We start from the raw sequence: 15,704 nt of genomic DNA on the forward strand, positions 1-15,704 counted from the left end.
GGCCACTGAAGGCCGGAGCGACGGCGCAAATCTGAAAACGAGTCGCGAGGCGCGTACCCCACCCCAAATTCGAGGAAATACGGTTGAGAATCATCTTTGCCGGCACGCCGGATTTTTCGGTTCCGCCGCTCCTGGCCCTGTTGGCGTCGATGCACGAAGTCTGTGCGGTCTACACGCAGCCGGATCGTCCGGCGGGTCGCGGGCGCAAGCTGCACACCAGCCCGGTAAAAGAAGCGGCGCTGGCGGCAGGGGTCCCGATCCAACAGCCGCTCACTCTCAGGGATGGGGCGGAACAGCAGCGATTGGCCGATCTGCACAGCGATCTGATGGTGGTTGTGGCTTATGGACTGATTCTTCCCAAGGAAGTGCTGACGGCACCGCGATTGGGGTGTGTAAACATCCATGCCAGCCTGTTGCCCCGTTGGCGTGGTGCCGCCCCCATTCAGCGCGCGATCGAGGCGGGTGATCGCGAAACCGGTATTACCTTGATGCAGATGGATGAAGGTCTGGATACGGGGGCCATGCTGGCCCAGACCGCCACCAGAATCGCAACGACCGAAACGGCGCAGTCCCTTCATGACCGGTTGATGGTTATGGGCGCCGAGCTTTTATTGGCATCGCTACCGGCATTGGAAACCGGGTCTATCCGCGCCCGGCCCCAGGATGAGAATTCTGCAACCTACGCCAGGAAGCTCAGCAAGGAGGAGGCGTGCATTGATTGGCGGCGCTCTGCCGCGCAACTGGATCGCGCGGTCCGGGCGTTCAATCCCTGGCCGGTGGCCTATACCGACTATGGGGGACAACCGTTGCGTATCTGGCGCGCCGAGCCGCTCGGGCAGGCGAGCCCTGCGTTGCCAGGCACTGTGCTCCGCAGCGGGGGCAGCGGGGTGGATGTTGCGACCGGTGACGGGGTTTTGCGGATACTTGAGTTGCAACCCGCCGGCTCGCGACGGATGCCGGCTGCTGATTTTGTCAACTCGCGCGATCTCTCGGATACCATTCTCGGAGCCACGATCGCTGTCCCGCGATGAAAGCACGACGCCTCCCCCCCAAACTGCCGCGTCGTGTTCCCAGCGGCCGGGCAGTCGCTGCGCGGGTGCTCCAGCAGGTGATCGACGAAGGGCGCTCGCTGAACGCAGCATTCGATGTCGCAGCCGCCGGGTTGGTGCTCCAGGAGCGCAGCCTGGCGAAGGAGCTCAGTTACGGCGTTCTGCGTTGGTTGCAGCCGCTGGAGGCGGTATTGGCGCACCTCATGGATCGCCCGCTGCGCCGCCGCGATCGCGATGTGCATGCACTGCTGCTGGCCGGCATCTATCAGATGCTGCATCTTGCCGTGCCCGATCACGTGGCGCTGTCCCAGACCGTGGAGGCGACGCGCCACCTGGGGAAGGACTGGGCGGTTGGGCTGGTCAACGCGGTGCTGCGCCAGCTCCAAAACCGACGCGATGCGGTGTCCGGGTGGGTCGAGGCGGCTGATGCCGCTTCCGCCCATCCTCGCTGGCTGTTGGAGGCGCTGCGCAGCGCCTGGCCCGACGATTGGGAAGCGCTTGTCGCTGCGAACAACCAGCGTCCCCCGATGACTTTGCGGGTAAATGCGCTGCGCACCACGCGCGGCGAATATTTACGCCGTCTGCAAAGCGCGGGCATTGCGGCTGAAATTCTGCCCTACTGTCCCCAGGCGCTGCGCCTCGAACGGGCGATGGATGTCCGTAGCCTGCCGGGGTTTGCCACCGGCGAGGTGTCGGTACAGGATGCTGCGGCGCAGCTGGCCGCCGCATTGTTGCAGCTGGCACCCGGTCAGCGCGTCCTCGATGCCTGCGCTGCACCCGGCGGCAAGACCTGTCATATCCTGGAACAGGAGCTGCGACTCGCCGAGGTGATGGCGATCGATGTCGACGCACAGCGCTTGACCACGTTGGAGTCCAACCTGCGGCGACTGGATTTGACGGCGACAGTGCGTGCGGCGGATGCCGCGCATCCCCAGGACTGGTGGGATGGCGTGCCCTTTGATCGCATACTGTTGGATGCTCCTTGCTCGGGTACCGGCGTCATTCGCCGCCATCCCGATATCAAGGTTTTACGCCGCCCGACGGATATTCCCGAATTGACACACCGCCAGGGTGTGCTGCTGGAGGCCTTGTGGCCGCTGGTCAAGCCGGGGGGTATGCTGTTGTATGCGACCTGCTCGGTGTTGCCGCAAGAGAACAGCGAGCGCATGGCGTCTTTCGTTGCCGCGCATACGGATGCCGCGAATGTGCCCATCGCGGCCGAGTGGGGCAGGGCGCAGCCGGTGGGCCGACAAATTCTTGCCGGCGCGGCGGGGATGGATGGGTTTTACTACGCGTGTGTCATAAAACGCGCAACCGATTGACGCGTGATTGCGGGCGGAGGTCAGCGCTTCGTGCAAGCGAACACACAGATGCGCCGGGAAAGAAGACATCGCCAGCTGTTCAGCATACTGGCGACGTTGCTCCTGGCGTGGAGCGCAGTGGCGGCAACGGCGACATGGGCCGACGGGGGCGTTTTTGTTGTCGAGCAGGCCGGCACGCGATTGGAAGAAGGTGTCTACAGGCTCGACGCTAGAATCTCCTACCAATTCAGCGAAGCCGTACGTGAGGCACTGCAGAACGGTGTCCCGCTGACCGTCGAGATTCAGATCGAAGTTTACCGCGGCCGCTGGTACTGGTTGAACGAGGATGTTGCGGAACTGAGCCAGTTCTATCTGCTGCAGTTTCACGCCTTGAGCCGTCAGTACCTGCTGACCAGTCTCAACAGCGGTGCCCAGCGCAGTTTCTCATCGTTGTATTCGGCGCTGGAGGTCATGGGGCGGATGCAGGATGTGCCGATTCTCGACAAAAAACTACTCAAGCCCGATACCCGTTATCAGGCACGTTTGCGCGTGCGGCTCGATATCGAATCGCTCCCTTCCCCCTTGCGGCCGGTCGCTTATCTCTCGGATGAGTGGCGTCTGGTGAGCGAATGGTACGAATGGTCCCTGAACTCCTGAAGCGTCTCACCACCGGGTGGGTACCTCTCATTCCATTGGGGGCCATACTGCTGGTCTCACTCTTTCTGATGGGGGATGCCACGGAGAACTCGACGCGCTTCGGACGCATGTTTTCAGTGCTGCTGGTCATCAACGTGCTGGGCCTGGCCGCCCTGCTCGGATTGATCGGCGTCAATCTCTATCGGTTGGTGTCGCAGTATCGTCGCGGCGTCGCCGGTGCACGCCTGACGGTGCGTATGGTAGCGATTTTTGTGGTGCTCTCCGTCGCGCCGGTGTTGGTGGTCTACTATTTTTCGCTGCAGTTCCTTCACCGCGGCATCGATAGCTGGTTCGATGTGAAAATCGAGAAGGCGCTGGAGGATTCTCTCGAACTGAGTCGCCTTGCGCTCGATCTGCGTATGCGCGAGGCACTGCGTCAGACCGAGCAGATGGCCGGAGAGTTGGCCGATGTCCCCGCCGCCGAGATTGCCGTCACGTTGGATGATCTGCGCTCGGGAAGCGGTGCCTCCGAATTGGCTTTGCTCGCGGGCAATGGTCGCGTGCTGGCGACCAGCAGCTCCGACTCGACGGTGCTGGTGCCCAACCAGCCGGGCGAAGGGGTATTGCTGCAGGTGCGCCAGTCCGGATCGTACGTCGGGCTTGATCCGATTCCCAACACCGGTCTGCATGTCCGCGCCGTCGTCAAGGTGCTGGTCACCGATCCCGGGGGTGAGAGCCGCACGCTGCAGGCGCTGTACGTAGTCCCCAAAAGCGCCGACACGCTCGCCGCCAGCGTTCAGGAGGCGTTCTCACAATACAAAGAGCTGACGTTTCTGCGCAACCCACTTAAATACAGTTTTACCCTGACCCTCTCGCTGGTGCTGTTGCTGAGTATTCTGGCTGCGGTGCTGGCGGCGTTCTTCTCGGCGCGCAGAATTGCTGCACCGATTCGCGATCTTGCGGAAGGGACGCGCGCGGTGGCTGCGGGGGATTACGCCAAACGGGTACCGCTCAGCACACGTGACGAGATGGGCTTTCTCGTCCAGTCGTTCAATACCATGACCCGGCGCATCGCCCGCACCAGCGCCGAGGCGCGGCGCAGCCAGCAGTTGTTGGAGGAGCAGAATGCCTACCTCGAAGCGGTGCTGGGCCATCTCTCCTCCGGCGTGGTGACGCTGGACGATGAACTGCGTATTCTGCGCATCAATCGGGCCGCGCAGCTGATTCTTGGCATCGAGGCCGCGCAGTGGGTGAGCCGTGATCTCGATGCCCTGGCAGCCAGCCAGCCGACATTGAAACCTTTTTTCACGACCCTGATCGAGCACCTGTCAGGCACCACCAGCGACTGGAATCAGGAGGTGGTATTGCCCGGCAGTGGATCGCGCAAGGTACTGATGTGCAGTGGCACGGCGCTGCCCGGCTGGGAGACCGGCGGCGGATTTGTGGTGGTGTTTGATGACGTGACCGCATTGGTTCAGGCGCAGCGCGATGCGGCCTGGGGCGAAGTGGCGCGGCGCCTCGCGCACGAGATCAAGAACCCGCTGACGCCGATCCAGCTCTCTGCCGAGCGCCTGCGTCAGAAGTACCTGGGCCGCCTGCCCGCCGAAGAGGCGCGTGCGTTGGATCGGTACACTCACACTATCGTGCAGCAGGTAAAGACCATGAAAGAGATGGTCAACGCCTTCTCGGATTATGCTCGACCACCGCCGCTGAAACTGGCGCCGGCCGAACTCAACAATCTGGTCAGCGAGGTGCTTGAACTCTATCGGCATGTCCGTGATCACGACAATCTGCACCTCGCGGTGACGCTAAGCGAAGATCTCCCGGTGGTGGAAGTCGACGCAGGTCGTATTCGGCAGCTGCTGCACAACCTGTTGAAGAATGCCCAGGAGGCAACGGCGGACCTGCCGGAGGCAGTGATCGAGATTGAGACTCGCAGTATCGAGGAGCGCAGCAATCGCTATGCTGAGCTCAAGCTCTGCGACAATGGACCTGGATTCCCCAGCGACATCGCGCCGCATGCTTTCGAACCCTACGTCACCAACAAACACAAGGGGACCGGATTGGGCCTGGCGATCGTGAAGAAAATTGTCGAAGAGCACGGTGGTATCATATGGGCCGAGTCCGCACCGACAGGCGGCGCCTGCCTTATCATCCGCCTGCCGGCCGCGGTGATCGACGCGACGCAAGAAGCAATCTCAGCGGTCGATACCGTGGGCGATGCCCATAACACCACCCGAGCCGCCAAGCGATGAGCAGACCGCACATACTGGTGGTGGATGATGAACCCGACATCCGCCAACTTCTCCAGGAGATCCTGGAGGATGAAGGGTACGAGGTGGAGGTGGCCGACTGCGCGGAGAGCGCGCGATCGTCGCTGCGCACACGTCGCCCCGACCTTATTCTTCTCGACATCTGGATGCCCGATCTCGACGGTGTATCGCTGCTGAAAGAGTGGTCGGAGGAGGATGGCCTGCCTTGTCCGGTGATCATGATGTCGGGACACGGTACGGTGGAGACAGCTGTCGAAGCAACGCGTCTGGGCGCCTACGACTATATCGAAAAACCCCTGTCGATTGCCAAGCTGCAGTTGACCGTAACCCGTGCGATGGAGATCGAGCGCCTGCAGCGCGAGAATGCCCAACTGCGCGAACACGGGCTCACTGAAATCGAGCCCGGCGGTCGCAGCAGCCTGATGCAGCATCTTCGCGAACAGTCGCAACGGATCGCCGAGCACGAAACATGGGTGCTGCTCACCGGTGAACCGGGCACCGGCAAAGAGACATTGGCACGCTACATTCATGCGCATAGTCCGCGCCGCACCGGACCTTTCATCGTCGTAGGCGTCGGCTCCATCGCCCGTGAAAATTCAGCAACCGAATTGTTCGGCAGCGAGGAAGGCGAGGTCATCCACTACGGTCGTCTCGAGCAGGCCAACGGCGGCACCCTGTTTCTCGATGAAATCGCCGACATGGATCCGGAAACCCAGGCGCGATTGGTGAGCGCGCTGGAGACGCGCTCGTTCTTGCGCGTTGGAGGTAATTCGCCGGTCAACGTCAACGTGCGCATCATTGCCGCAACGCATCGCGATTTGGAGCAGGACGTGCGAGTGGGGCACTTTCGTGAAGATCTCTACTACCATCTCAATGTGGTGCCGCTCGAGGTTCCGCCGCTGCGCGAACATTGTGAGGATGTGCCCGAATTATTGACGTTTTACGTGGATTATTTCGTTACCCGCGAGAATCTGCCCTACCGGCGGTTCTCCACGGCAGCGCAGAACCGCTTGCGCAATCACACCTGGCCCGGCAACATCCGCGAACTGAAGAATCTCGTACAGCGGCTGTTGATACTGGGCAGCGGCGAGGAGATCGGGCCCGATGAGGTGAGCGCGGCCTTGGGTGCCCAACCGGTGGTGCAGGTGGTCACGCAGACGGGTGGGGCGGTCGTCGATTTTGAACTGCCGCTGCGCGAGGCGCGCGAGCAGTTCGAGCGCAGTTACCTGGAGCATCATCTGCAACAAGTCGGCGGCAGCATTGCCCAGCTCGCGACCTTGGTTGGAATGGAGCGCACGCATCTCTATCGCAAACTGCGGGGATTGGGGATCAGCACGCGTCAAACCGCCGCCGAGAAGTAAACCAGATCAACTTCAGACGCAAGAACAACAATTGCCAAGCGACAGACCTGATCAAGCATGAAAATTCTTATCCTTGGCGCCGGCCAGGTCGGCGCGTCGGTAGCCGGCATTTTGGCTGGCGAGGCGAACGACATCACCATCGTCGATCGTGATCCGGTACGTCTGCGCGAGCTGCAGGATCGGCTCGATCTGCGCACCGTCGTCGGTTATGCCTCACATCCCGAGGTTCTGGAGCGCGCCGGCGGCGAAGACGCCGACATCATCCTGGCGGTGACCAACTCTGATGAGACCAACATGATCGCCTGCCAGATTGCCTACACCCTGTTTCATACGCCTACCAAGATCGCTCGGGTGCGCGCGGTAGAGTATCTTTCGCGCCCCGGCATTTTTGCGCAGGAGGCGTTACCGGTCGATGTGCTGATCAGCCCCGAGCAGTTGGTTACCGACTATGTGCAGCGGCTGATCGAGCATCCTGGTGCACTGCAAGTGCTGGAGTTCGCCGACGGCCGTGTGGGTCTGGTGGCGGTGCGCGCCTATTACGGTGGTCCATTGGTGGGCAATCAGCTCAAGGCGTTGCGCGAACACATGCCGGGTGTGGAGACACGGGTGGCGGCCGTGTTCCGTCACGACAAGCCGATCATCCCCGAAGGCGATACTGTCATCGAAGCCGACGATGAGGTTTTCTTCATCGCGGCCAAAAAAGACATACGTAAGGTGATGGGCGAATTCGGGCGTCTTGATCGCCCGGTCAAGAGCATCGTCATCGCCGGTGGCGGCAATATCGGTAAAGCGGTTGCCCAGGCCCTGGAGAACTCCTATCAGGTGAAACTCATCGAGCGTGGAGCCGCGCGCGCGCGCGAGATCTCCGAGCAGCTCGATCGCACTATCGTGCTGTTGGGCGATGCCGCAGACGAAGAGCTGCTGTTGGAAGAGAACATCGATAGCACCGACATTTTCTGCGCGCTGACCAACGAGGACGAAGCCAACATACTCTCCTCGATGCTGGCCAAGCGCCTCGGGGCGCGTAAGGTGATGGCGCTCATCAACCGCGCCTCGTACGTGGATCTGGTTGAATCGAGCACCATCGACATCGCCATCTCGCCGCAACAGGCGACCATCAGCGGATTGCTTACCCATGTGCGACGCGGTGACGTGGTCGTGGCGCATTCCCTGCGCCGTGGCGCGGCCGAGGCGATTGAGGCTGTCGCCCACGGCGACGCCAAAACCTCGAAGGTGGTGGGTCGCGCTATCGAGGATATTTCCCTGCCACCCGGCACCTCGATCGGCGCCATCGTGCGCGGCGATCAGGTGCTCATGGCCCATCATGACACGCTGATAGAGGCGGAGGATCATGTCATTCTGTTCCTCGTCGATAAAAAGTATGTGCCCCAGGTGGAAAAACTTTTCCAGGTTGGCGTCACCTTCATCTGATAGCCATGCAACTGGTCGCCGTACAACGCATCCTCGGTCTGTTACTGACCATCTTCAGCCTGACCATGCTGCCACCCATCGGGGTGGCGCTCTGGTACGCCGACGGTGCGACCCTCGCCTTCCTGTTGGCCTTCGTGGTGACTCTGGGTACCGGATTGGCGCTGTGGCTGCCGACAGCGGCCATGAAGAGGGAGTTGCGCCTGCGCGATGGGTTTGTCGTAGTGGTGATGTTCTGGGCCGTGCTGGGTTTGTTTGGTGCGCTGCCGTTGTCGTTGGCCGAAAGCCCGCGCATGAGTTTTACCGATGCGTTGTTTGAATCGCTTTCGGGACTGACCACTACCGGTGCCACGGTGATCATCGGTATCGATGACCTTCCCCATGCCATCCTCTACTATCGCCAGCAACTGCAATGGCTGGGAGGGATGGGCATCATCGTGCTGGCGGTGGCGATTCTGCCGATACTCGGCGTTGGCGGCATGCAGCTCTATCGGGCCGAGACCCCCGGCCCCATGAAGGACACCAAACTCACTCCGCGTATTACGGAGACCGCCAAGGCGCTCTGGTACATCTATCTGGGGATGACGATCCTGTGCGGGCTGGGTTACTGGCTGGCCGGCATGACACTGTTCGACGCGATTGGTCACGCCTTCTCCACCGTGGCGATCGGCGGATTTTCCACACACGATCTCAGTATGGGTTATTTCAACAGCGCGCTGATCGAGGCGGTTGCGGTGGTGTTCATGCTTTTGGCAGGCATGAATTTCGCGTTGCACTTTATGGCCTGGCGCAGCCTCTCCCTGCGCCTCTACTGGGACGATCCCGAGGTGCGCGCCTATCTCACCGTGCTGGGCGTATTGGCCACGATCACCACCGCTTACCTGATTTACTCGGGCACTTTCAGTGACTTTGGCACTGCCGTGCACCACGGCATCTTTCAGGCGGTTTCCATCGGCACCACTACGGGTTTCACCACGGCGGAATACTACGCGTGGCCAAGTTTTCTTCCGGTGATGCTGATCTTCGCCAGCTTCATCGGCGGCTGCGCCGGGTCCACTGGCGGTGGCATGAAGGTGATTCGCTGGTTGCTGATCTATCACCAGGGAAAGCGCGAGATCAAACGTCTGATCCATCCCAGCGCACAGGTGCCGGTGAAGATCGGCAACAAGGCGCTTTCCGAGCGTGTCATCAGTTCGGTGTGGGGGTTTTTCTCACTCTATGTGGTGACTTTCAGCGCCATGATGCTGCTGCTGATGGCAACCGGTCTCGATCAGGTGACGGCGTTCTCCGCAATTGCCGCCTGCCTCAACAATCTTGGACCCGGGCTGGGCGATGTGGGGGCCAACTATTCTGATCTGAGCGATCTCGCCAAGTGGATACTGGTCTTCGCCATGATGCTCGGGCGCCTGGAGATCTTTACTCTGCTGGTACTTTTCACCCCCAGCTTCTGGCGCCGGTAGATTTCTTGTGGTGAACGACGACGCCCTAGCCCAGCAGGCCAAGTGGGATGCCCGGTATCGAGACAGCTCGGTACAGGAGGCACAACCCGCTTTCGTCCTGCGTGGCTACGCGCATCTGCTGCCGGCGCACGGCCGTGCCTTGGATCTCGCCTCGGGGCTCGGCGGCAATGCGCTGTTTCTCGCGCAACACGGGTTGACGACAGAGGCCTGGGATATCTCCTCCGTGGCGGTCGAGAAACTCGGGGATTTCGCTCGGCAGCACCGGCTGCCGATGGTGGCGCAGGTACGCGATGTCTGTGCGGCACCCCCCGCGGCAGCGAGTTTCGATGTCATCGTTGTGACCCATTTTCTCGAACGCAGCCTGGCTCCGCTGTTGGTGGATGCCTTGCGCCCGCAGGGGCTGCTCTTCTACCAGACTTTCACCACTGCGCGTATTGATGATACGGGACCACCCGCGGGGCCTTACCGTCTGGAAGACAACGAATTGCTGACCCTGTTTCGTGATTTGCGGCTGCGGGCCTACCGCGAAGAACTACTGCTGGGCGACCTCAAGGCGGGTTGGCGCGGCGAGGCGTTGTTGGTCGGGCAGAAGTCACCCTGAAAACGGGGTTAGTCGTCGCAGTCCGCGGAATAGTCGGTAGCGAGGATCTCGCGGGCGCGATCTGCATCTGCAGCGTCCACGCGGAGCTTGATCCCCCCGACAGCGATCGCGTATAGCCAATCGGTTTGCACCAGGTGCTCGTCCGCCAGATACGCCTCGATGCCTTCGGCACGGAGGCGACCGAGGGCGATATGGGCGTCGGGCATGGTGTCAAAGGTAGCGATGGTGATCATGGTCGTTTGCAATACACACGGTTTCGGGGTGGCGCGTGCCAAGTTGCCGGGGTGTCGCCTACACGCTACTGTGTAGTGGCAGGAATGGCAGCAGTCTACCCGATTCAAGGACCCTTAACAGATGTCAGAATTTAAGCACCTCTCACCCAAAGATGCCCATCGCCTGGCGGGAGAAAACCCGCGCGCCGTGCTCATCGATATCCGCTCGACCATGGAGTATCTTTTCGTCGGTCATCCGAAGGGGGCGATTCATATTCCCTGGATGGACGAGCCGGATTGGACGGTGAATCCCCATTTTGTGACCCGCGTCCGTGAGCTGATGCTGGGGGGCGCGCTGGACGGCGAGGCGGGCGCTGCACCGGTGATCCTTATCTGCCGCAGCGGCAAGCGCTCGCTGGAGGCGGGCAAGAAGTTGATCGAGGCCGGGTTTGCAGAGGTCTATAACGTACTCGAGGGCTTCGAGGGCGAACTTGACGAGAACCACCATCGCAGTACGCGCGGCGGATGGCGTTTTCACCAATTGCCCTGGGAGCAGTGCTGAATCCCTCGAGATTCAAGTTTGGTCCGGCACCGCCGAAACAGGGGAGTACTGGGTGGTTGAAGACCGAGTGGAAATGCGTGTCTAAGGACTGGACCCAATTAATTCGAAACCGGCGCCGCTTCATGATCGAAGTAACGAATCGCCGGTGCTCACCAACAACGAGGTCCAGACATGAGTGACCATGTCGGTAGCCAAACCTTTGCGGCTTTTTTCATTGCCGCCGCGGCGGGCGGTGTGGTGGCTGCGGTTGGCGCAAGCATCGGTGGTGGTTCTGTAACCCTGGCTTTGGTCATCGGTGTTGTCTGCGCGGCCGTCGCTTTCCTGGTCACCTATCTGATGCTCGCCGCACCCATGGGCGCTGGCATCAGCTACATCCAACGGTTGCTCGATACCGATGGCAATTCAATCAAGGATATACAGCAACCCCGGTCCGCTGCGGTCGCGAGTCTGGTGCAGGAGGTCGGCGAATTCTTCACCAACCACAATGAGCTGGTGATCCAAATGGCTGAGATTGGCGGCGGTATGGCGATGGCGGCGGCGGAGGTTTCGTTCGCGTCCGATATGTTGAAGAAGCGGGTGCATTCGCAAGTCGCCCATGTCAGCGAAATTGCCAATGCAGCCGGCATCATCTCCAGTACGGTCCAGGCAGCGGTCGAGAGCTCAGCGCAATCGGTGGAGACCGCGCAAAAGACGCGCCGTGCCAGCTATATCGGTCAGGAGTTCATCCAGGATTCGACACAGAAGATGGAGCAGATGCGCACGCGCGTCGAGGCTGCCGCCAAGCTGATGTCCAGCCTGGAGGCGCGCGCCAACCAGATCAAACAGATCACGGGAGTTATCAACGATATCGCCGATCAGACCAATCTGCTGGCCCTCAACGCAGCTATCGAAGCGGCGCGCGCCGGGGACCAGGGGCGCGGTTTTGCGGTAGTCGCCGACGAAGTACGCAATCTCGCCAAACGCACCACTGCCGCGACCACTGAGATTGGTCAGATGGTGGGGGAGATCAATGAGGAAACGGGTCGCGCGGCCAGTACGATGCACAGCCTGGTGGATGCGGTCGCCGAGAGCAGTGAACAAACCGCCAAGGTCGACAAGCAGTTTGAAGAGGTACTGGAGCAGGCGCGTCAAGTGGAGCAGCAGATCCGGGTTGTAGCCGAAGGCGAGGAGCAGAATCACGCCCACCTGGAACAGATCTCGGGATCCATTCAGACGGTCTCGAGGCACCTTGCGGATACCGAGTCAGAGGTCGAATCGGTCGGTCGACAGGCGTTGCAACTTTCCGACCGGGCCGAGTCCCTGTTTGAAATCCTGGGTGATACCGATCTTGGTACCGTGCACGATCAGGTGCGCTCGATTGCGCAGCGGGCCGCTGCGCAGATCGGTAAGACATTCGAACAGGCCGTCAACAGCGGCCGACTGACGATTGACGATCTGTTCGATCGCAACTATCGGCCCATACCGGGTACCGATCCGCAAAAATCCACCACCCGTTTCGACGGATACACGGATGAGGTTCTGCCCGCCATTCAGGAGCCGATACTTGCGGAGTGTACGGCGATCACCTTTGCCGCGGCGGTGGACGACAGGGGCTATCTGCCCACTCACAACAGGAAATTTTCACAGCCATTGAGTGGGGATTACCAGAAGGATCTGGTGAACAATCGCACCAAGCGCATCTTCAATGACCGCACCGGTGCACGCTGTGGCAGTCATACCAAGCCCTTCCTCCTGCAAACCTACAAGCGCGATACCGGCGAAGTGATGCACGATCTCTCGGTGCCCATCTTTGTCAACGGTCGCCATTGGGGCGGGTTTCGAATCGGTTACCTGTCCAGATAGAAGCTGATCCGCAGCTACAGCATCCCGCCCCTATCCAGGGGCCGGCTTCCTGCTATAATCCGCCACCCTCTGCACAGGCGGTACCCTTTTGTGATCGAAAATCTCCGCAATATCGCCATCATCGCTCATGTCGATCACGGCAAAACCACGCTGGTGGATCAGCTGCTCAGACAGTCGGGGACGCTCGGTGAGCGGGCCACGCTGGTCGAGCGTGTGATGGATTCCAATGATTTGGAACGCGAGCGCGGCATCACGATCCTCTCCAAGAATACCGCTGTGCGCTGGCGCGACTACCGGATCAATATCGTCGACACCCCGGGTCACGCCGATTTTGGTGGCGAGGTCGAACGCGTGCTTTCCATGGTCGATTCAGTGCTGCTGCTGGTGGATGCTGTCGATGGGCCGATGCCGCAAACGCGCTTTGTGACCCAAAAGGCCTTCAGCCTGGGATTGAAGCCTATCGTGGTGATCAACAAAATCGATCGCCCGGGCGCCCGTCCCGAATGGGTGCTGAACGAAACCTTTGACCTCTTCGATCGATTGGGCGCCACCGATGAGCAGCTCGATTTCCCGGTGGTCTACGCCTCGGCACTGCAAGGTTATGCGTCGCGCGACGCGGGTGTGAGCGGGGGGGATATGACCCCGCTGTTTGAGACCATCGTCGAGCGGGTGCCGCCCCCGGATGTGGATCTGGTTGGACCCTTCCAACTGCAGGTGAGTTCGCTCGACTACAACAGCTATGTCGGTGTGATCGGTATCGGCCGCATCAAACGCGGTTCGGTCACGCGTAACCAACCGTTGACATTGATCGATCGCGACGGTGATCGGCGCAATGTGCGGCTGCTGCAGATCTTCGGGTTTCTGGGATTGGAGCGGATAGAAGTAGCGGAGGCGCAGGCCGGCGACATCGTGGCTTTCACCGGCGTCGATGGTCTGCAGATCTCTGACACCCTCTGCGATCAGGACAACGTGGAGGCACTTCCTGCGCTGACGGTCGACGAACCCACCGTCACCATGACGTTTCAGGTCAACACCTCACCTTTCGCCGGGCGCGAGGGCAAGTATCTCACCAGCCGCCAGTTGCTGGCCCGGCTCAAGCGCGAACTCGAGCACAACGTTGCGCTGCGGGTGGTTGAGACGGGCGATCCCGATCGTTTCCAGGTCTCGGGCCGCGGCGAGCTGCATCTTGCCATTCTCATCGAGAATATGCGGCGCGAGGGTTACGAACTGGCGGTATCGCGCCCGGAGGTGATCATCAAGGAGATCGACGGCCAACTCTGCGAACCTTACGAGACGTTGACGCTGGATGTGCCGGATCTCTATCAGGGTGCGGTGATGGAGCGCATTGGCGAGCGCTACGGCGAACTGCAGGATATGCGCCTCGATGGCAAAGGGCGTGTGCGGCTCGATTACGTCATTCCCTCACGCGGTCTGATCGGTTTTCAGACGGAGTTTCTCACCGCCACCAGCGGCACCGGATTGATCTATCACACCTTCGATCACTACGGCCCGGTAAAGCGGGGGCGAATCGGGACCCGCAATAACGGTGTGTTGATTGCCAACGCCGCCGGCAAGGCGCTGGCGTACGCCTTGTTCAATCTTCAGGAGCGGGGTCGGCTCTTCGTTGGCCACGGGGATGAGGTCTACGAAGGAATGGTGATCGGTATTCATTCCCGTGATAACGACCTCGTGGTCAATCCGATGAAGGCGAAACAACTCACCAACATCCGTGCCGCGGGCAGTGACGAAAACATTCTGCTCACGCCACCAATCCGCATGACCCTGGAACAGGCGCTGGAGTTCATCGACGATGATGAGCTGGTCGAAGTGACGCCAGGCAACGTGCGCGTGCGCAAGAAGAAACTCAAGGAGCATGAACGCAAGCGTGCCTCACGGGCTGTCGATGCCTGACGGGGCGATGATTCACGACCTGAAAACAGGCTGTCACAATTAAAAAACCCCGGCCGCGATGGCCGGGGTTAAGGTCGCCGTGCTTAGCTGACAGGGGATGGATCTCCATCCGTGGAGTGTTGTAATCCTACACCGTCTGCGTAGACATCCTGTCTCCCCATGACGGTAGGTAGAGATTGGCACAGTCCCTACAGGGTTACAGTGGAGGATCGGCGACAGGAGTATTGAGCTGTTGGCGCTTTTTCTTGTAGGAAATATCCTACAAAAGGACTGCCGGCGCCAAGGTGGCGGGGAATCGGATGATTGGCTTACTGCAGCGAGTCGAGCAGGCGCAGGTACTGGTGGCCGGTGAAGCCATCGGAGCAATCGATGCTGGTTTGCTGGTGTTGATCGGCGTTGAGCGCGATGACAGCGAAGCGACGGCGGCGCGGCTGTTGGATCGAGTGCTGGGCTATCGGGTATTTGCCGACGGTGACGGGAAAATGAACCGCAGCCTGCGCGATGTCGAGGGCGGATTGCTGCTCGTCCCGCAGTTTACCTTGGCGGCGGATACCCACAAGGGCATGCGCCCCAGCTTTACGCCCGCAGCCCCTCCCGAGGTTGGGGAGCGGCTCTTCGCTCACCTGCTTGCTCAGGCTAAGCGGGAGCATGCGCCTGTCGCCAGCGGTCGTTTCGGTGCGGCGATGAAAGTTGCCCTGGTGAACGAGGGGCCGGTGACTTTCTGGTTGCAGGTCTAGAATCTATCTCAGAATCCCCCGAGCGCCCGGCCCTTCGGGTTGGCCCCAGAGGTGCGCTGGCGGTGTTCTCGACTTGCCAATAGCGTTGCTATTGGCTGCGCCTTCGGGCCTACCCAGCGCACCTCTGGGGCTCAACACAGCACGCGCGGGATTTTAATGGAATGGTCGCCCCTTCCTTACCCGGCATCTGAGTGCCACAGTGGAAGCGTGAAGCAAACCACTTAACAGAAAGGGGCGACCGAGATGAAGATTACGACAGTAGGGATTGATGTGGCAAAGACGTTGTTGCAGGTTCATGGTGTGGATGAGCGAGGTCGGGCGGTTATTCGAA

General features: G+C 60.7%; 13 protein-coding genes. 12 read left to right on the top strand and 1 reads right to left on the bottom strand.

From position 1 onward, the window contains the following. The first annotated feature begins 77 nt into the window (after positions 1–77). The 8 genes from DWQ09_07205 to DWQ09_07240 are packed head-to-tail and all read left to right on the top strand — an operon-like array spanning position 78 to position 10,109. Positions 78–1,031 (top strand): methionyl-tRNA formyltransferase, encoded by a 954-nt coding sequence (locus tag DWQ09_07205; protein ID KAA3628807.1) that lies wholly within the window; start codon positions 78–80, stop codon positions 1,029–1,031. After that, positions 1,028–2,371, top strand: a complete 1,344-nt coding sequence (locus DWQ09_07210) for a 16S rRNA (cytosine(967)-C(5))-methyltransferase RsmB (protein KAA3628808.1) — start codon at positions 1,028–1,030, stop codon at positions 2,369–2,371. The genes DWQ09_07205 and DWQ09_07210 overlap by 4 nt, the downstream gene beginning before the upstream one ends. A gap of 3 nt (positions 2,372–2,374) precedes the next feature. Further along, positions 2,375–3,007: a DUF4390 domain-containing protein gene (locus DWQ09_07215; protein ID KAA3628809.1), complete on the top strand. Its 633-nt coding sequence runs from the start codon at positions 2,375–2,377 to the stop codon at positions 3,005–3,007. Then, complete coding sequence (locus DWQ09_07220; GenBank protein KAA3628810.1) at positions 2,980–5,241, top strand: HAMP domain-containing protein; 2,262 nt, start codon at positions 2,980–2,982, stop codon at positions 5,239–5,241. The genes DWQ09_07215 and DWQ09_07220 overlap by 28 nt, the downstream gene beginning before the upstream one ends. Beyond that, complete coding sequence (locus tag DWQ09_07225; protein ID KAA3628811.1) at positions 5,238–6,620, top strand: sigma-54-dependent Fis family transcriptional regulator; 1,383 nt, start codon at positions 5,238–5,240, stop codon at positions 6,618–6,620. The genes DWQ09_07220 and DWQ09_07225 overlap by 4 nt, the downstream gene beginning before the upstream one ends. A 57-nt stretch (positions 6,621–6,677) precedes the next feature. After that, positions 6,678–8,051 (top strand): Trk system potassium transporter TrkA, encoded by a 1,374-nt coding sequence (locus tag DWQ09_07230; GenBank protein KAA3628812.1) that lies wholly within the window; start codon positions 6,678–6,680, stop codon positions 8,049–8,051. A 5-nt stretch (positions 8,052–8,056) separates the two neighbouring features. Further along, positions 8,057–9,508 carry a potassium transporter gene (locus DWQ09_07235; protein ID KAA3628813.1) on the top strand — a complete coding sequence of 484 codons (1,452 nt, stop codon included), beginning with the start codon at positions 8,057–8,059 and terminating at the stop codon, positions 9,506–9,508. A gap of 10 nt (positions 9,509–9,518) precedes the next feature. After that, positions 9,519–10,109, top strand: a complete 591-nt coding sequence (locus tag DWQ09_07240) for a methyltransferase domain-containing protein (protein ID KAA3628828.1) — start codon at positions 9,519–9,521, stop codon at positions 10,107–10,109. A gap of 8 nt (positions 10,110–10,117) precedes the next feature. On the opposite strand, the gene DWQ09_07245 is transcribed toward DWQ09_07240, so the two are convergent. Beyond that, on the bottom strand, positions 10,118–10,342 hold the full coding sequence (locus DWQ09_07245; protein ID KAA3628814.1) for a DUF2007 domain-containing protein: 225 nt from the start codon (positions 10,340–10,342) through the stop codon (positions 10,118–10,120). A 121-nt stretch (positions 10,343–10,463) separates the two neighbouring features. Here DWQ09_07245 and DWQ09_07250 point away from each other — a divergent pair, with 121 nt between their 5' ends. The 4 genes from DWQ09_07250 to DWQ09_07265 all read left to right on the top strand — a co-directional run bounded on the left by DWQ09_07250 (position 10,464) and on the right by DWQ09_07265 (position 15,373). Continuing rightward, positions 10,464–10,883, top strand: coding sequence for a rhodanese-like domain-containing protein (locus DWQ09_07250; GenBank protein ID KAA3628815.1), 420 nt, complete (start codon positions 10,464–10,466; stop codon positions 10,881–10,883). A 171-nt stretch (positions 10,884–11,054) separates the two neighbouring features. Continuing rightward, on the top strand, positions 11,055–12,725 hold the full coding sequence (locus tag DWQ09_07255) for a methyl-accepting chemotaxis protein (GenBank protein KAA3628816.1): 1,671 nt from the start codon (positions 11,055–11,057) through the stop codon (positions 12,723–12,725). Positions 12,726–12,815: 90 nt separating this feature from the next. Continuing rightward, positions 12,816–14,636 carry a translational GTPase TypA gene (typA, locus tag DWQ09_07260; GenBank protein KAA3628817.1) on the top strand — a complete coding sequence of 607 codons (1,821 nt, stop codon included), beginning with the start codon at positions 12,816–12,818 and terminating at the stop codon, positions 14,634–14,636. 299 nt (positions 14,637–14,935) lie between these two features. Continuing rightward, a complete protein-coding gene (locus DWQ09_07265) occupies positions 14,936–15,373 on the top strand; it encodes a D-tyrosyl-tRNA(Tyr) deacylase (GenBank protein ID KAA3628818.1) in 438 nt (145 codons plus the stop codon). Positions 15,374–15,704: the final 331 nt, after the last annotated feature.

This window comes from Pseudomonadota bacterium, assembly GCA_008501635.1.
Taxonomy (GTDB): Bacteria; Pseudomonadota; Gammaproteobacteria; order QQUJ01; family QQUJ01; genus QQUJ01.